This window comes from Acetanaerobacterium elongatum (assembly GCF_900103835.1).
GTDB lineage: Bacteria > Bacillota > Clostridia > Oscillospirales > Ruminococcaceae > Acetanaerobacterium > Acetanaerobacterium elongatum.
Window position 1 is genome coordinate 25542 of record NZ_FNID01000018.1, and the last position, 16025, is coordinate 41566.

Here is a 16025-nt window from a genome sequence, read left to right on the forward strand (position 1 = left end):
CAAAACACAATAAAAGCAGAAAAAAGCACACCAAAGTATAGGCTAAATTCACAAAAATACGGCCATCAAAATCAAACACCAATCACAAATTTCAGAGAAAGTGAGGAGAGGAAGATTTCGATATGATTACTATTCAAAACGTAAAATATATGTCGGACTTCGAAGCAAAAAAAGCCATCATCGATATAGGCAAGCGAATGTACATAAAGGGCTTTGTAGCAGCGAATGATGGAAACATCAGCTGCAAGGTAGGGCCAAACACCATCTGGGCCACCCCCACCGGTGTATCCAAAGGCTTTATGACCCCCGATATGCTTGTAAAGATTGATTTGACAAATGGTAAGGTTATTATGGGCAACCGCAAGCCGTCCTCGGAACTGAAGATGCACCTGCGGGTGTATGAAGAGAACCCTGAGGTGATGGCGGTAACACATGCGCACCCCATGGTGGCCACTTCATTTGCGATAGCCGGTATCAGCCTTGACAGGGCGGTTTTGCCCGAGGCGGTTGTTCAGCTTGGTTCGGTGCCCATCGCACATTATGCCACCCCCGGCACACAGGAGGTACCCGATTCCATTGCTCCCTACTGTAAAACACACAATGGCGTGCTGCTTGCCAACCATGGCGCATTAAGCTGGGGCAAGGATGTTTTTGAGGCGTTTTACCGTCTGGAGTCCATCGAGTATTATGCAACCATCTTAATGTATATCGGAAGAATCATCGGCCAGGCCAACGAGCTTTCCTGCAATCAGGTTGATGATCTCATCAATATTCGTCAGAAGCTCGGCATCTCCAGCGGCGGCATTCCTCCGTGCACCTTAAATGCCACCAACACGCAAGACGTGGTTTCCTCCGTGCCAAGCCCCAAACCCGAGGTTCAGCTGGCGGGGGTAACGCCGCTGGTTCGTCCCGGCAAGGCATCAGAAGGCCAGGATATTGGCTGCGGATGTACGGGCAGGGTTATTCAACCCCCCACTGCGGCAGCGGATACGGGCAAAACCAAAGAGGAGATTATCTGCGAGGTAGTTAAAAGGGTAACCGAGCAGATTTCCTCGGGTAACAAATAAGAAAGATTGTTCCTGCGGCATAGCCGCATCGCAATTTTCCATGGTGTATGTGCCTTTCCGGCGCGTACGCCGGAAAGGAATGATTAAATGGAATTTGCAGTAAATGAAATAAGCATGATTGTCGAGCAGGTTCTCAAGAATCTTGATCTCAGCAAGGTTTCTGCAGGGAATGCACCCGCTTCCCCAAAAGGAGATTACGGTGTTTTTGAGAATGTAGAGGACGCTATCGAAGCTGCTTATCAGGCTCAGAAGATCTATCTTGACAAATTTCAGGTGAAGGACAGACAAAGAATCATTGCGGCAATCCGTAAGGTTTGCAGAGAGAATGCCGAAACCCTTGCCAGAATGGTTAGGGAAGAAAGCAAGATGGGCCGTTACGAGGATAAGATTCAAAAGCATCTGGCGGTTATCGATAATACCCCAGGCCCTGAATGCTTAACCACCGATGCCATTTCCGGCGACAGTGGCCTAATGCTGGAGGAATACGCTCCGTTTGGTCTTATCGGTGCAATCACTCCGGTAACAAACCCCACCGAAACCATTATTAACAACACCATTAGTATGATTTCGGGAGGCAACTCGGTCGTATTCAATGTACACCCCAGCGCAAAGAATGTCTGCGCTTACTGTTTAAGGCTTATCAACAAAACCATTATCGATAACGGGGGGCCCGCAAACCTGATTACAATGGCCAAGGAGCCCACCATGGATACGGTAAAGGCAATTTCCTCCAGCCCCAAGGTAAGGCTGATGGTGGGTACGGGCGGTATGCCGATGGTAAACGCACTGCTTCGTTCCGGTAAAAAGGTAATCGGTGCTGGTGCTGGTAATCCTCCGGTTATCGTAGATAATACCGCAGATATTAAAAAGGCTGCAAAGGATATCTACTATGGTGCCTCCTTTGATAACAACCTCCTCTGCCTAGCGGAAAAGGAAGTATTCGTTCTGGATGAGGTGGCAAACCAGTTCATCTACAACATGGTGGAAGAGGGCGCCTACCTGCTAAACGGCGTACAGCTTGAGAAGATTTTAAACCTTGTTTTTAAATTCGACGGTAAGTACGACGTAAATAAGAAGTGGGTAGGGCAGGATGCCGGAAAGATGCTTGATGCAATCGGTGTGGAGGGTAAATCTGATACCCGGCTGCTTATCTGCGAGGTTCCCCACGACCACCCGTTTGTAATGGTGGAACAGCTGATGCCGGTACTTCCTATCGTACGCTGCAGAAACCTTGACGAGGCCATTGAGTATGCGTACATTGCCGAGTCTGGCAATCGCCACACCGCGTCAATGTTCTCAAAGAATGTTGACAACATGACACGCTTTGCAAGAAAGATTGAGACCACCATCTTTGTAAAGAACGGGCCTACACTCAACGGTGTAGGAATCGGCGGCGAGGGCTATGCAACCATGACCATTGCAGGGCCTACCGGCGAGGGCCTTACCTGTGCAAAGAGCTTTACACGGCGCAGAAGGTGCATGCTATCCGACGGCGGCCTGCGCGTTATCTAATCCCTTTAAGTCGAACCCGCACAAACCCTCGGCTTAGGAAGAAAGGTTATTGTTATGGCGATTGGATTTTTAGAATGTGCCGGATACGGAGCTATTCTGTATGCCATGGATAAAGCGTGCAAAACAGCAGATATCAGGATTTTGGGTATTGATACCATCAACCCAAAGGATACCAGCGCGTTCATACCGCTAACAACACAGGTGAAGTTCGAGGGGACGGTTTCCGACGTTAAGGCGGCTTTGGATGCAGCAAAGCAAGCAGCGCTCCGCTTCAACGATGAAAGTGAGATTATTACCGCAATCATCGAAAACCCATACAACGGGGTAGAGAAGCTTTCAGAAATATCAAAAATTAAATTTAATAATAAAAATTAATAATTTGGAGGTAAATACAAATGTCAGCTATCGGAATGATTGAAACCAGAGGATTAACAGCAGCTATTGAGGCCGCGGATGCTATGCTGAAGGCCGCAGACGTAGAGCTCGTAGGCACCGAGAAGATCGGTTCAGGCCTTGTAACGGTTATCGTTAAGGGTGAGGTTGGCGCAGTAAAGGCAGCTACAGAGTCCGGGCAGGAGGCAGCTTCAAGGCTTGGCGAGCTCGTAGCAGTTCACGTAATCCCCAGACCCCACACCGACGTTGCCAAGATTCTTCCCGCTATTAAGTAATTCAACAGAGAAATTTGTGTAAGAGGTCGTGAAAAACTTGAAACAGAACGCAATCGGAGTTGTTGAGGTTAATTATTACACAAATTCCGTTGTTGTACTGGATGAAATGCTGAAGGCCTCTGATGTGGCGCTTGTCAGCTTCCACACAAAGCTCGGCGGAAGAATGGTACACAGCATTGTAGCAGGCGAAACCTCTGCCGTTAACGCGGCAATAGAGGCCGCCAACAAGGCAAGAAGCATCGTGGGTGAAAAGAATGTGAAGGTTGCCGTAACCATCAGCAACCCGCATCCCGAAGTACTGAAGCTGTTGAATTTAATTAAGCAGGGGGCATAGGCGCCATACGATGCGGTAAGCTAATAATACTTATTCAGTAATAAGTACTAAAGGAGCTCCAATGAAAAGCTGGGGTTCACAGATGTCGAATAGGCTTAAAAGACTTTGGAATTTAATTCGTAACAAGTCTGTCTGTGAGAATGAAAAGAGTTTGAAAGATAAATCTTTCAAACTAGGGTTTTGTGCTTTTCGGTCAATGACCGAAATTTCGGCTGAAGCCGAAACCACACAATCCCCGGAAAGGAATGGTGTAATTATGGCAGCAGTTAATAACGAAGCTAAAGAGGCAGAGAGCAAGGCCGTTAAAACCGGAATGCAGGCACTCGGCATGATCGAAACCAGAGGCTTAACCGCTTCTATCGAAGCAGCGGATGCTATGCTCAAGGCCGCAAACGTAGAGCTTGTAGGTACCGAAAAGATCGGTTCAGGCCTCGTAACCGTAATGGTTCAGGGCGACGTAGGCGCTGTAAAGGCAGCTACCGAGGCTGGCCAGGAGGCCGCGTCCAGGCTGGGTGAGCTTGTTGCGGTTCATGTAATTCCCAGACCGCACGCAAGCATTGCAGCGATTCTTCCTTTTATAAAGTAATTCTTTTGAGGTAACGGCGTTAAAATTGCCGCCGGAGTTCACTGCTCCCGTGGCAATGCCGTATCACAATTCTCATGGCGTTTAAACCTTCGGTTGTGGCGCCGGAAAGGCATGGTCATACGTATGAACTGTGATAAGGCAACGGTGGAACAGGTTACGAAGCTGGTACTGGAAAGCCTGCAACAGTATAGTTCCATTAAAACAGAGGTGCCTGTCGGGGTTTCTGCACGACATATTCATCTTAATAAGAATGATTTGGTGCGCCTGTTTGGCGAGGGGTATGTGCTGCATCAGCTTAAGCCCCTCAGCCAGCCCGGGCAGTATGCCGCCGAAGAGACCGTTGATATTACAGGCCCGAAGGGGAAGATTCCCAAGGTGAGAATCCTGGGGCCGGAGCGCAGTGCCACACAGGTGGAGATTACAGCCACCGATATGCGAAAGCTTGGCATTAACGCTCCGGTCAGAACCTCAGGCGACCTGAAGGGTACTCCCGGTATCACCATTACCGGTCCCAAAGGTGAAATCACCATAGACGAGGGTGTAATCATCTCCGACCGGCATATACACATGACACCCGCTGATGCGGTGGCTTATGGGGTTGCGGATGGTCAAAAGGTGAAGCTTTTGGCAGAGGGAGAGAAGGGCGGAATACTGCACAATGTAATCATTCGTGTTAGCGACAAATACGCGCTCGACTGCCATATCGACACCGACGATGCCAGCGCCTTCTTGATTCGTCAGGGGCAGGTCCTGCATATTATTAAATAACATTGAAGCTGAAAGGGTATTCGGTATGATTCTAGGAACAGTTAAGGGCACGATTGTATCAACAAGAAAGTGCAGCAACCTTGTGGGCTTTAAGCTGCTGCTGATTGCACCTTATTATGGGGATAAATCGAATATATTTGTGGCGGCGGATACCATTGGCGCAGGGATTGGCGAGCTGGTGCTGATTACTACCGATAATACCACACAGTATGCACTTGACAAATCAGCTCCGATTGATGCTTTTGTGGTGGGTATTGTAGACGCACCTCCTCAGGAAATAAAGTAATATTTGTTCTATTGTTTCAACTCAAAATGGGGACTGACATTTATAGGGTGAAGCATACCCATTAAGTAGTACAGTCCCTTTTATAAGCAAAGGTACTTATTATTCAGATTGTCAGATTTAAGATCATCTTTCAAGGCTGGTTAAAGAAAGGGCAAGGTACCTTTTATGAAAGATAAGGCACTAAAAGTTTTGGCAGTGGCTGATCCTGCTGTTTTGGTTTATATCGATGATAAACTAGGGGTTATGCGCAATTTTGGGCGCAGGGTAGAGTTTGATGTGTTCCCATGGGAACAGTACTATACCACGATGATGGAAGTTTTTAAGGGAAAGGCCTATTATGACGCAGTAATGGTTGCCGGCCACCTATGGAAGCGTGATTTTGTTGATAAGGGTTATCTGGCCCCCATTGAATTTGAAGATGAAGATATTTTGCCTGCTATTGCGCAGGAAATGAAATATAACGGCAAAGCCTATCTCTCACCGTCGTTCTGTGACGGTCACATGATTGTTTACCGTAAGGACATGACCGATAAACGCTTCGGCGATATCATTACTCCACAGGAATATGCGGTATTCTGCACGTCCTTCGAGGTTCCCTCCATTGCCATGAAGGCACATCCGTCGGAGATATTTACCGATGCCCTGCCCTTCTTGCGCATGAATGGGCAGGATGTATATGATAGAGCAACCCACAAGGCTGTATGCGATTGCGAGCAGGTGATTAGAGGGCTCGAGGTTTATTGCAGCCTGAAGAAGTATGCGCTTGAAGGCACCGAAAGTTTTGGAAACGAGCAGATTGCTCAGGTGCTCAGAAATAGAAGGGCAGCCGCCGCGGTAACGTGGAGCGGCCAACTTGGCACTCTGCTGAATAAGGATTGTATAAAGCCCGAGAACCTCGGCTTTGCAACCTTCAGCACTGCCTGGAATGTAACATGGTCCTTTGCCATCAACGCTCACTGTGAAAACATGCAAGAGGCTAATGAGCTTCTGCGCTACCTCCGTTCGCCGGAGGTTGACGCGGTAGCCGGTGCTTACAGCGGCGCGCCGGTGCGCGAGCGCAGCTACCTTACGGGTAAGGATAAGTACCCGTGGTATTCCTGCCAGCTGAATATGATCAAGAATTCCAAGCCACTGCCGGATCAGCAGGGAGCAGGCGATAAAAACGCGGTATTCTATGAAGAGATTGCCGCTGCGTTTTCGGGTAAAAAAACGCCCAAAGTGGCGATGAGTGATGCGCAGAAAAGAATCAACGAGCAAGGAGGGTTTACGGCGTGAAAGTAGTTGTTATCGGCGGTGTTGCCGCGGGTATGTCGGCAGCCTCTAAGATTGCAAGAACCGATAAATCCGCCGAGGTTGTTGTGTACGAGAAGGGCGGCTTTCTCTCCTACGGAGCTTGCGGGCTTCCCTATTATGTGGGTAATTTTAACGATGATTACAGAAGAATGATTGCCCGCACGCAGGAACAGTTTACCAAGGCCGGTATCAAAACACACCTGCACCATGAGGTTGTTAAGGTTGACACCGAAAAAAAACAGATACTTGTTAAGGATATTAAGAATGGCAGCTTTTTTACCGAAAGCTATGATAAGCTCATGATCTCCACCGGTGCTTCATCGATAGTACCGCCTTTTCCGGGCGCGGAACTTATGGGAGTACATGTACTTAAAACACTGGAAGACGGTATCTTTTTAAAGGAATTTGCTGCAATGCCGGAGGTTAACAATGTTACCATCGTAGGCGGCGGATATATCGGCGTTGAATGCGCAGAGGCCTTTTTAAATATCGGTAAGCATGTACGTATGATAGAGGCAGCAAGCCGGATACTTACACCCTTTGATACTGAGTTTTCTGATATCGCGGCGAAAGAACTTGAAAACCATGGGGTAAAGCTGCATATCGGTGAAAAAGTAAAAGGCTTTAAAGGCTCCGGCAAGGTAAGTCAGGTTGAAACCGATAAAGGAACCTATGATACCGATCTTGTTATTATCGCAGTGGGCGTACGCCCCAACACCGCATTTTTAAAGGATACCGGAATCAGAACCGCGAAAAACGGCGCAATAATCGTCGATCGAGAGATGAAAACCTCGGTGGAGGATATCTACGCTGCCGGTGACTGCGCATTGGTTTACAACAGGGTGATGGAGGAGGATTCCTTCTTGGCACTTGGAACGGTAGCTAACAAGTGCGGCAGAATCGCGGGCGGCAATATCGCGGGCGGGCACCAGAAGTTTGTGGGCGCCCTTGGCTCTGCTGCCATCAAGGTATGTGATATCGAGATGGGGCGCACGGGCATGGGCGAAGCAGATGCCAAGCGTCTTGGTGTAAAATACAAAACCGTAATAGCCCAGGCGAATGATCATCCGGCCTATTACCCCAATCCCACGCCGGTTACTATTAAGCTGATTTACGAAGAGGGTACCAGAAGGTTGCTGGGTGCACAGGCTTGCGGCAAAAAAGGTGCAGTCATGCGTATAGATGTTTTCGCCGTAGCCATTCATGCCGGAATGTCAACCGACGAACTGGGCATGGTAGACCTAGTTTACGCCCCGCCTTTCGCAGGGGTATGGGACGCGGTTCACATTGCCTCAAACCTCGCGAAATAATGCCTATATTTACAGATATCAATATAAAATACCATCATAAAATCTGTAAGAAAGGAATACCAAATAGATGAATAAGCTTATGTCCCTCACACAGGCTGTGGAGCTGATAAAAGACGGAACAACTGTCGGGATAGGCGGCAATGTGCTGCATCGAGCGCCTATGGCTATCATCCGTGAAATGGCGCGTCAGGGCAAAAAGAATCTGCGTATTGTAAAAACCGCGGGTGCGATGGATGTTGACCTCTTATGCCTGGCAGAATGCGCCTACAGCGTGGATGCCGGTTTTATCAGCTATGAAACGGAATATTCCCTTGCCGGGCACTACCGCAAGGCTGTTCAAAGCGGAACGGTAAAGGGAAATGAACATGCCTGTTATACCGTAATATCTGCGCTGCGCGCTGCTTCCGCGGGTATCCCGTTTATGCCGGTAAAAGGGCTGCAGGTAAGCGACCTTATTGCCGTGAACGATTATTTTACCAGAATACGCGATCCCTTTTCGGGTGAAGAGGTAACTGTAGTTAAGGCCATCCGCCCCGATATTGCAATTATCCATGTGCAGGAGGCCGATACAAACGGCAACGCAAGAATCACGGGGCCAAAGTATGATGACATCCTGCTTTCCCGTGCGGCAGATAAGGTAATCATTTCAGCCGAAACCATCGTACCGGTAACCAAGTTCTCCTTCTCGTCCGAGAAGGCAGATATCCCTCATTTCATGACGGCAGCCGTTGTGCTTGCCCCTAAGGGTGCGGCTCCTTGTTCCTGTACCGGAAGGTATGATATTGACCGCAGCGGCCTTGATACATTTAAGGCAATCAAGGATAAGGGCGGACTTGAAGCCTATCTTGAGCAGTACAAGCTTGCCGACAGGGGAAGATAAGGAGGGGCGAATATGGCATACATAAATAACACCAATCTTTCAAATCAGAATTATCGTGCCTCTGATATCTTGGTTTGTGCAATGGCAAGGCTAATAAATAACGAGGAAACGGTATTCCATGGGGTATCCTCCCATATGCCCATGCTGGCGGTAATGCTTGCAAAAGCGCTCCATGCACCGGATGCCGTACATCTGAATATCCCCGGAGGCGTTAACCCTAAGCCGGCCGCACTTCAGAAGTATACAAGTGCAGGATCAGAGCTTTTGGATCATGCTTCAGCATACTTTCCGCTTGCGGAGGTGTTTGACCTTTCCATGCGTGGAAAGCTGGATGTGGCGTTTTTAAGCGGCATACAGTTTGATGTAAACGGCAATGTCAACGCCTCGGTTATCGGCGACTATCACAGGCCGAAGGTACGTATGCCAGGCGGTGCCGGAAGTGCCGTATTAATACCCACCGCAAAACGTGCCATCATTTGGCGCACCAAGCACGACAAGAGAACGTTTGTGGATAAGGTGGACTTTGTTACAACCAGGGGCAATATCGACCGGATTATCACCCCACTGTGCATCTTTAAATTTGAGAACGGTAAACTGGTTTTGGATACCATCCATCCGATGTCGAGCCTCGAAGAGGTAATAGAGAACACCTCTTTTAAGGTGGAGTACAGCAAGGTTGAATATACCGCTCCTCCAACCCAGCAGGAGCTTACATTGTTAAGAAGATTAGATCCGAAGGATTACAGAAACATAGAGTTCTAAGGCTCATGCGATAAACTTGGGGCTGCTTGTTTAATCCCCAATTTCGCAGCCTGTAGAGAGGAAAAACAGCATATGGGCATTCATAGGGTCAACTCGGTTGCGGTTAGCTTTTTCGGAAAAGGCTCAATCAGCTTGTTACCGGAGGAACTGAAAAAGCGCAGCCTTAAAAGAGCACTGATTATTACAGACAATTTCTTGTATGAATCCGGCACTGCCGCGCGTGTGGGCGACGAACTGCTGAAGGCCGGGATTGAATACGCCATCTATTATAGGGTACAGCCCAACCCAACGGTGGATATCATCAATGAATGTATCTACGCCGCAAGTGAGCTTAAGGTGGATGTTTTGGTTGCGGTTGGCGGCGGTTCGGCAATTGATACAGCCAAGGCGGTAGGTATTGTATTAACAAACGGTGGTCAGGTGGAGCAGTACGAAGGGCTTAACAAATCGAAAAATCCTGCACTTCCGATTGTCGCTGTCAATACTACAGCCGGCACGGGCTCTGAGGTAACCTCGTTCTATGTGGTTACCAACCCTAAAATCCATTCCAAGATGGTAATGGTAGACCCGAACTGTATGGTGAGCATTGCCATCAACGATTCCGATTTTATGCTCTCGATGCCAAAAGGCCTTACTGCGGCTACCGGTATGGATGCGATGACACACGCTATTGAGGCAGTACTCTGCCGCCAGTCTACACCGCTTACCGATAAGGATGCTTTGTGGTGTATTAAGACGATTAAGGATTATCTCCCCACAGCGGTTGCAAACGGCAGCGATGTAAAGGCACGCGATATGATGGCCTATGCCGAATATACCGCAGGTATGGCATTCTCCAACGGCGGCCTCGGCATGGTTCATGCAATGGCTCACTCGCTGGGTGGGTTTTATAACCTTCCGCACGGAATCTGCAACTCAATACTGTTGCCCTTTGTAATGGAATATAACGGCCAATCGGCTGAGGTTCAGCAGAAGTTTATTTCCATAGCACTTGCTTTGGAGATTGACGGAGCTAAAAGCATGTCTGCCGCTGAGGCGATGAGAGCATGTGTTATGTATATTCGTAATCTATGCAAACAGGTGGGTATTCCAAGCGGATTTGCACAATATAAAGTAAAGAAAGAGGATTTTTCTGCCCTTGCAAAGCTGGCGTTAGCCGATACCTGTATGCCGGCAAACCCCATTCAACCCACGGCTGAGGATATTATTGCCGTTTACGAAAAAGCATACAACGGTATAGCGTAAAACTACTTATAGAATTACAGAATAAGGAGGATAACAATCATGAAAAAAATCATCAACAAGCCTGAAAACTACGTAAAAGAGATGCTCGAAGGTCTTTACATTGCCCACCCCGACTTGATAACCTATACCGCGGATGATCTGCATTGCCTTGTGACTGCTAACAAAAGAGAGGGCAAGGTGGGGTTGGCCACAGGCGGCGGTTCCGGTCATCTTCCGTTATTCCTCGGCTATGTGGGCAAGGGCATGCTGGATGGCTGCTCGGTTGGCGATGTTTTTCAGTCTCCTTCTGCGGAACAGATGCTTGCGGTAACCAAGGCAATCGATTCCGGTGCAGGTGTACTTTATATCTACGGAAACTATAACGGCGATATATTTAATTTCGATATGGCTGCCGAAATGGCCGATTTTGAAGAGAACATTCAAGTACTGAGTGTGGTAGCGGGCGATGATGTTGCTTCTGCGGGGCCTTCCGCTCCCGGCGAAAAGAGTACCCGTCGCGGTGTTGCGGGCATCTTTTTCGTGTTCAAATGCGCTGGTGCAGCTGCCGATAAGATGCTGCCCCTTGAAGAGGTAAAACGTATAGCCGAAAAAGCGGCAGCAAATGTTAGAACGATGGGCGTAGCACTTACCCCATGCACCGTTCCCCGCGTTGGCAAACCGGGCTTCAGCATCGGCGAGGATGAGATGGAGATAGGCATGGGCATACACGGTGAAGCCGGCATCCGGCATGGTAAGATTGAACCTGCCGACCAGATTACCGATGAAATGCTGGATAAGATTATTACCGACCTTCCGTATACCGCGGGCAACGAGGTGGATGTACTGGTTAATGGCCTCGGTGCAACCCCGCTTGACGAGCAGTATATCGTCACAAGGCGTATCAGTATGTATCTTGCTGAGAAAAACATCAAGGTTCACCGCTTCTATGTAGGCGAATATGCTACAGCGATTGAAATGGCCGGTATCTCCATATCGGTTTTAAAGCTGGATGCTGAACTGAAAGCGCTGATGGAAGCTCCTGCCTGCACACCGTTCTTCAGGCAGTAATACTGTCTCTCAATTAAACCTTTAGTGAGGATGAATTTGATGGATAAGGGTTATATCATAAAGTTGCTGGAAAATCTCAAAGATATAATGATGACTAATAAGGATTATCTCATACAGTTAGATAGTGTTGTTGGCGACGGCGACCTAGGGTTAACCATGAGCGATGGTTTTCTTGCAGCCTACAATGCCGTAAAGGATACGGATGATAACGATATCGGTAAGATTCTTTATGCCGCAGGTAAGGCGATGTCTACTGCCGTTCCTTCTACCATGGGCACATTGATGGCATCTGGATTTATGAACGCGGGAAAGGTTTTAAAGGGAACAACTGAGGTTACACTGACAGACATCGCCAATCTATTTGATGCCTACCTTGAAGGTGTTGCTGCAAGAGGAAAGGCCAAGCTGGGCGATAAAACCTTCTTAGACGGCCTTGCGCCCGCCGTAGCTTCCCTAAAGGCGTCGGCGAAGAATCAAGACACACTTGAACATGCGGCGTCGGATGCAGCATACGCCGCCGAAGAGGGCTTCATGCATACCAATCAGCTTCTTGCCGTGCATGGCAGGGCCGCCACAAGGGGAGAAGAGTCCAGAAAACTGCTGGATCCCGGCGCTGCAGTAGCAATGCTGATGATGAAGGCCTTTCATAAGAGCGTTCGCTAATGTTAACATCTCAAAACGAGCAATAATACGGGTTACATTGCAAAAACTCCTGCAAACCTAGGTTCGCAGTACAGACCGCTGACTTGGACTTTGTCAGCGGTCTGTACTCTAATAAAGAGTTGGTTTCTTTTGAACCGAAATCCAATGTAGAAATTACATGGTATAAAGATAATCCTAAATGGATTGATTATTATAACAAAACCCATGATGCAGATGACAGCGCAAATATTCCTATGCTTATTCCTGAATATTATAATGCACTTACAGGCGAAGAACACGAAATTAAAATTGGTGAAAGCAATACCTGTGGTTAATTACTATAATAATAGACTATTAAGATTATAGACATTGGAGGATTTGAGAGTGAGATACAGAATTTGTAAGATTTTAGCCTCTTTGGTTTTGGTGACGTGCATGATTTGTTCCCAATTTTTATATGGAGCAAAAGTAAAAGAAAATTGTTGAATGAATGAGGAAAACAGCCCATAGAATGATTTTAATCATTTCATGGGCTGCTATTTTATAAATCTGCTTTTCAATCATCTTAAGTGCACATTTTTCAAGGCGCAAAACCTGTGCTTGGCTGATTCCAAACTCCGATGCTACCTCCATCTGTGTTTTATCTGCAAAGAAGCGTAGCAAAAGGACATTAGTTTCGTGTGAGCTCAAACACAAAAAATGGATCAAAGAAAATATCAATACATGTATATGAATGTCCGAAACTGCCATTCAAAAATGAAGTTTTCACGGTTAAAAAGTAAGCAGTAAAAAATCCTTAGAACCATTACGATTCTAAGGATTTTCTCTTAAATGGAGCTGGCAAGGTGACTTGAACACCCGACCTGCTGATTACGAATCAGCTGCTCTACCGACTGAGCTATGCCAGCATGTATACAAGGGTGGGGCTAACGCCATCGGTTTTTATTATAGCACAATATCTTAAAAATTCATCCTACCTTATCAACAATCACAGACCTGCTGATTACGAACAGCTGCTCTACCATCTGAACCACAGAAGCATATATGAGAGGGTGGGTGTTACCACAGTTTTATTGTGTCATTAACTGCTTTTCGGTTGTAATTTGTGGTTTCTGAAGTATCCAGCCTTATCAACAGCCACAGACCTATTAATTACGAATCAAAGGCGTTTAGTCAGGGTAAAAATTAGGGTAAAATCTTAAAATACATCGAAAAAACCGCACCAGAATCACGTTTTATGCAATTTTCCAAAAACATTACGAATGCGCTGCTCTACCGACTGAGCCATACTAGCATTTATAATTGAACGTCTAAAACCCGTAAAAACTATTATATCAATTTTTAAGCTTTGGTCAAGATGTTTTTTTATTAAAATGCAATTCTGGATATCGATTATGTAAACCAAATCCATAATCTACAATATGTTACTTCCATAAAAAATTTGATATATTTTGAAAATAATCATTTTACTTTATAACGGTTTATGATAATATATTACTTGGATGTCTGTTGAACGACCTAATAAAAAGGCAAGGAATATATCAACCTCTTTTTGCTTTGAATGCAGATATTTTGCCCTTACGGGGAACACAAATAAAACAAGATGATATTGTTTTTACATATAAACCACGGGCAATGAATGCTCCTTGGCGGGCCGTTATTGAATTGGCTTTATTAAACGGTGATTATGCCGATAAGACGTGGATGTAAAGACGCATAAGGAGTGTAGGACATGCCCAAAGTGATGCGGGTGGGGAAGTATAAGCACAGACATAAGCCACGGACAAGGTTTCCAATTGTTATAGTGCTGTTTTTACTGATATCTTTGGGTTCGTTTACGGCGGCTGTACTGCAGGGCAAATCGGTAGTCGACAGCGGCCTTTCCGATTCCGAAGCTGTGCCGGCCGGTGCCGAAAACGTCATCTCGGATATTGAGTTAACTGATTCATCCGCCGCCTCGCAGGAGGCATCTTCTGCGCAAAGTTCATCTCAGCCTACGGTATTTGGCACCCCGCTGCCCGAGAGCGAAAGGGTTGACAACACATACTTCAGTGACGCGGTGTTCTTTGGCGATTCAGTTACCGACGGTATCTCTCTCTATAGTGTTATGTCAAATGCTAAGGTGATTGCCTATACCGGCATAAATCCTGCGACCGCACTCACGCGAGAGGTTATTAAATCCGGCGGTGACAAGAAAATCTCGATGATTGACGCCCTAAAAAACGCAAACCCTAGTAAGATTTATATTATGATGGGCATCAATGCCATTGGAATGGAGAAAGAAGCGTTTATCAGCAGTTATGAAAAGATGCTCGATGCCATTATTGCACAGCATCCTAACGCTATCATTTACATACAGCCAATCACACCGGTTACTTCGGCGTATGAACAGAGCAAGGAAAACACCTATGGTATAACAAATGTTAAAATCAACAGCTATAATGCCGATCTTCTCGCCTTGGCTGGGAAGAAAAAGGTATACTACGTTGATGTAAGCGAGGCTTTGAAGGACGAGAACGGAGCCCTGCCTTCAGAGGCGAGCCCCAAGGACGGTATTCATTTCGGTAAGAAGTACTATGAAAAATGGTTTGAATACCTGCGTACCCATACGGCAGCCAAGAAGTAAAGGAACATTGATTTTTAAAATTATTGGGAAGAATGTGGCATTTAAAATGCTACCATCTTATAAAGATTATATAACGCTGGAGGAAGTATACTACATATGAAAAGGTTCCACAGACTATTAACAAAACTTATTCTTGCTGTAACCGTGCTGACTGTTCTGGTTTCCCTTACTGCCTGCTCGGGCGGCAAGAGCGGCAAAACACCGGCTACTCAGGATATTGCTAATAAGTTAATGCAGACCTGCACCTATGACGATCTGATTGAACTGAAGGATGACGTGCTGTACAACCAGTACGATAAGCTTGATAAGAGCATTGTAAAAGAGATTTCTGTCTACGTTTGTTCTACCGGTGGCGCGGTTGATGAAATCTGTGTAATCCGTGTAAACAACGAATCCGATATTGCGGCAGCTAAACAGGCTATCGAAAGCCGGCTAAAAGACCTGCACGAAAAGTTTGTAGATTACGTTCCCGCCGAAATCCCCAAGCTTGATAAGGCTGTTACCGTTACAAACGGCACTTACATTATGATGACTACTGCCTCCGACAGTGAGAAGGCTGCGGATGCGTTTAATAAGTTGTTTGAATAGCTGTTTCAAAGCTGAAAGGGGGGCTTTCTGTGATTGTTGAATGTATTGCCATCACCATTATTATCCTTGCAATATTCTTTGTTTTCCTGCGGTCACATAAGCCGAAATCCGCACTTTCTACTATCCCGCTGATTTCTGTCCCCGCAATGCATATCCTTGGCTTCCCAATCTCGAGATGGATTGGCGCCATCTCCTCCGCAAAGGTTGTAGATGCCCATATTGTAATGGACATTATTGGCTTTTTAGTTTTTATCATTTTTACCTCAATCTTTTTAAAGCATTTCCGCTCAACCAAAACCAAGGTGGGGTATTTTGTGTTAAGCGGGTTATTCTCCATAACCTTAACAACCATTCTTATTCTTAACCTGCTTGGCAGTTTTGCTTAATTGAAATACAATATATAAATGGCGC

19 protein-coding genes, 1 tRNA gene and 1 pseudogene are annotated in these 16025 nt (G+C 46.6%); 19 read left to right on the forward strand and 2 right to left on the reverse strand.

The window, feature by feature from the left end:
- Nucleotides 1-122: 122 nt before the first annotated feature.
- The 16 genes from BLR50_RS07940 (at nt 123) to BLR50_RS08015 (ending at nt 12735) form a co-directional block, all read left to right on the forward strand.
- Complete coding sequence (locus BLR50_RS07940; protein ID WP_092640329.1) at nt 123-1067, forward strand: class II aldolase/adducin family protein; 945 nt, start codon at nt 123-125, stop codon at nt 1065-1067.
- A gap of 87 nt (nt 1068-1154) precedes the next feature.
- Nucleotides 1155-2579 carry an aldehyde dehydrogenase family protein gene (locus BLR50_RS07945; protein WP_092640331.1) on the forward strand — a complete coding sequence of 475 codons (1425 nt, stop codon included), beginning with the start codon at nt 1155-1157 and terminating at the stop codon, nt 2577-2579.
- Between the two features lie 54 nt (nt 2580-2633).
- The gene (locus tag BLR50_RS07950) at nt 2634-2954 is read left to right on the forward strand and encodes a BMC domain-containing protein (protein WP_092640333.1); all 321 of its coding nucleotides are present in this window, start codon (nt 2634-2636) and stop codon (nt 2952-2954) included.
- A 14-nt stretch (nt 2955-2968) separates the two neighbouring features.
- Nucleotides 2969-3247, forward strand: a complete 279-nt coding sequence (locus tag BLR50_RS07955) for a BMC domain-containing protein (protein ID WP_092640335.1) — start codon at nt 2969-2971, stop codon at nt 3245-3247.
- Nucleotides 3248-3284: 37 nt separating this feature from the next.
- Nucleotides 3285-3581, forward strand: coding sequence for a BMC domain-containing protein (locus BLR50_RS07960; RefSeq protein ID WP_242871716.1), 297 nt, complete (start codon nt 3285-3287; stop codon nt 3579-3581).
- Nucleotides 3582-3894: 313 nt separating this feature from the next.
- Nucleotides 3895-4167 carry a BMC domain-containing protein gene (locus tag BLR50_RS07965; RefSeq protein ID WP_143008071.1) on the forward strand — a complete coding sequence of 91 codons (273 nt, stop codon included), beginning with the start codon at nt 3895-3897 and terminating at the stop codon, nt 4165-4167.
- A gap of 111 nt (nt 4168-4278) precedes the next feature.
- Complete coding sequence (locus BLR50_RS07970; protein WP_242871717.1) at nt 4279-4935, forward strand: phosphate propanoyltransferase; 657 nt, start codon at nt 4279-4281, stop codon at nt 4933-4935.
- A 25-nt stretch (nt 4936-4960) separates the two neighbouring features.
- Nucleotides 4961-5221 (forward strand): EutN/CcmL family microcompartment protein, encoded by a 261-nt coding sequence (locus tag BLR50_RS07975; protein ID WP_092640343.1) that lies wholly within the window; start codon nt 4961-4963, stop codon nt 5219-5221.
- 165 nt (nt 5222-5386) lie between these two features.
- Nucleotides 5387-6496, forward strand: coding sequence for an extracellular solute-binding protein (locus tag BLR50_RS07980; protein ID WP_092640345.1), 1110 nt, complete (start codon nt 5387-5389; stop codon nt 6494-6496).
- Complete coding sequence (locus tag BLR50_RS07985; protein WP_092640347.1) at nt 6493-7824, forward strand: CoA-disulfide reductase; 1332 nt, start codon at nt 6493-6495, stop codon at nt 7822-7824. Before BLR50_RS07980 ends, BLR50_RS07985 begins: the two co-directional genes overlap by 4 nt.
- 67 nt (nt 7825-7891) lie before the next feature.
- Nucleotides 7892-8704: a CoA transferase subunit A gene (locus BLR50_RS07990; protein ID WP_092640349.1), complete on the forward strand. Its 813-nt coding sequence runs from the start codon at nt 7892-7894 to the stop codon at nt 8702-8704.
- A gap of 12 nt (nt 8705-8716) precedes the next feature.
- Nucleotides 8717-9466 (forward strand): CoA-transferase subunit beta, encoded by a 750-nt coding sequence (locus tag BLR50_RS07995; RefSeq protein ID WP_092640351.1) that lies wholly within the window; start codon nt 8717-8719, stop codon nt 9464-9466.
- A gap of 72 nt (nt 9467-9538) precedes the next feature.
- Nucleotides 9539-10711 carry an iron-containing alcohol dehydrogenase gene (locus BLR50_RS08000; RefSeq protein ID WP_092640353.1) on the forward strand — a complete coding sequence of 391 codons (1173 nt, stop codon included), beginning with the start codon at nt 9539-9541 and terminating at the stop codon, nt 10709-10711.
- A 39-nt stretch (nt 10712-10750) separates the two neighbouring features.
- Nucleotides 10751-11758, forward strand: a complete 1008-nt coding sequence (locus tag BLR50_RS08005; RefSeq protein ID WP_092640355.1) for a dihydroxyacetone kinase subunit DhaK — start codon at nt 10751-10753, stop codon at nt 11756-11758.
- A gap of 39 nt (nt 11759-11797) precedes the next feature.
- Nucleotides 11798-12421: a dihydroxyacetone kinase subunit DhaL gene (gene dhaL, locus BLR50_RS08010; protein ID WP_092640357.1), complete on the forward strand. Its 624-nt coding sequence runs from the start codon at nt 11798-11800 to the stop codon at nt 12419-12421.
- 83 nt (nt 12422-12504) lie between these two features.
- Nucleotides 12505-12735, forward strand: a complete 231-nt coding sequence (locus BLR50_RS08015) for a hypothetical protein (RefSeq protein WP_143008069.1) — start codon at nt 12505-12507, stop codon at nt 12733-12735.
- Between the two features lie 211 nt (nt 12736-12946).
- Here BLR50_RS08015 and BLR50_RS14715 read toward each other — a convergent pair.
- Both BLR50_RS14715 and BLR50_RS08025 read right to left on the reverse strand, forming a co-directional pair.
- A pseudogene (locus tag BLR50_RS14715) lies at nt 12947-13090 on the reverse strand (sigma factor-like helix-turn-helix DNA-binding protein); the annotation flags it as partial.
- 142 nt (nt 13091-13232) lie between these two features.
- Nucleotides 13233-13308, reverse strand: a tRNA-Thr gene (locus tag BLR50_RS08025).
- A gap of 824 nt (nt 13309-14132) precedes the next feature.
- On the opposite strand from BLR50_RS08025, the gene BLR50_RS08030 reads away from it, so the two are divergent.
- From BLR50_RS08030 to BLR50_RS08040, 3 genes are all read left to right on the forward strand, one after another.
- The gene (locus tag BLR50_RS08030; protein WP_092640363.1) at nt 14133-15026 is read left to right on the forward strand and encodes a GDSL-type esterase/lipase family protein; all 894 of its coding nucleotides are present in this window, start codon (nt 14133-14135) and stop codon (nt 15024-15026) included.
- A 96-nt stretch (nt 15027-15122) separates the two neighbouring features.
- Nucleotides 15123-15614 carry a DUF4358 domain-containing protein gene (locus BLR50_RS08035; RefSeq protein WP_092640365.1) on the forward strand — a complete coding sequence of 164 codons (492 nt, stop codon included), beginning with the start codon at nt 15123-15125 and terminating at the stop codon, nt 15612-15614.
- Between the two features lie 29 nt (nt 15615-15643).
- Nucleotides 15644-16000: a hypothetical protein gene (locus tag BLR50_RS08040; RefSeq protein ID WP_092640367.1), complete on the forward strand. Its 357-nt coding sequence runs from the start codon at nt 15644-15646 to the stop codon at nt 15998-16000.
- Nucleotides 16001-16025 lie beyond the last annotated feature (25 nt).

Coding starts and splice junctions, on each gene's coding strand:
- BLR50_RS07980 (WP_092640345.1), top strand. CDS start 5,387: ATGAAAGATAAGGCACTAAAAGTTTTGGCAGTGGCTGATCCTGCTGTT.
- BLR50_RS07945 (WP_092640331.1), top strand. CDS start 1,155: ATGGAATTTGCAGTAAATGAAATAAGCATGATTGTCGAGCAGGTTCTC.
- BLR50_RS07975 (WP_092640343.1), top strand. CDS start 4,961: ATGATTCTAGGAACAGTTAAGGGCACGATTGTATCAACAAGAAAGTGC.
- dhaL (WP_092640357.1), top strand. CDS start 11,798: ATGGATAAGGGTTATATCATAAAGTTGCTGGAAAATCTCAAAGATATA.
- BLR50_RS07970 (WP_242871717.1), top strand. CDS start 4,279: ATGGTCATACGTATGAACTGTGATAAGGCAACGGTGGAACAGGTTACG.
- BLR50_RS08000 (WP_092640353.1), top strand. CDS start 9,539: ATGGGCATTCATAGGGTCAACTCGGTTGCGGTTAGCTTTTTCGGAAAA.
- BLR50_RS07995 (WP_092640351.1), top strand. CDS start 8,717: ATGGCATACATAAATAACACCAATCTTTCAAATCAGAATTATCGTGCC.
- BLR50_RS08030 (WP_092640363.1), top strand. CDS start 14,133: ATGCCCAAAGTGATGCGGGTGGGGAAGTATAAGCACAGACATAAGCCA.
- BLR50_RS07940 (WP_092640329.1), top strand. CDS start 123: ATGATTACTATTCAAAACGTAAAATATATGTCGGACTTCGAAGCAAAA.
- BLR50_RS08035 (WP_092640365.1), top strand. CDS start 15,123: ATGAAAAGGTTCCACAGACTATTAACAAAACTTATTCTTGCTGTAACC.
- BLR50_RS07990 (WP_092640349.1), top strand. CDS start 7,892: ATGAATAAGCTTATGTCCCTCACACAGGCTGTGGAGCTGATAAAAGAC.
- BLR50_RS07965 (WP_143008071.1), top strand. CDS start 3,895: ATGCAGGCACTCGGCATGATCGAAACCAGAGGCTTAACCGCTTCTATC.
- BLR50_RS08005 (WP_092640355.1), top strand. CDS start 10,751: ATGAAAAAAATCATCAACAAGCCTGAAAACTACGTAAAAGAGATGCTC.
- BLR50_RS07950 (WP_092640333.1), top strand. CDS start 2,634: ATGGCGATTGGATTTTTAGAATGTGCCGGATACGGAGCTATTCTGTAT.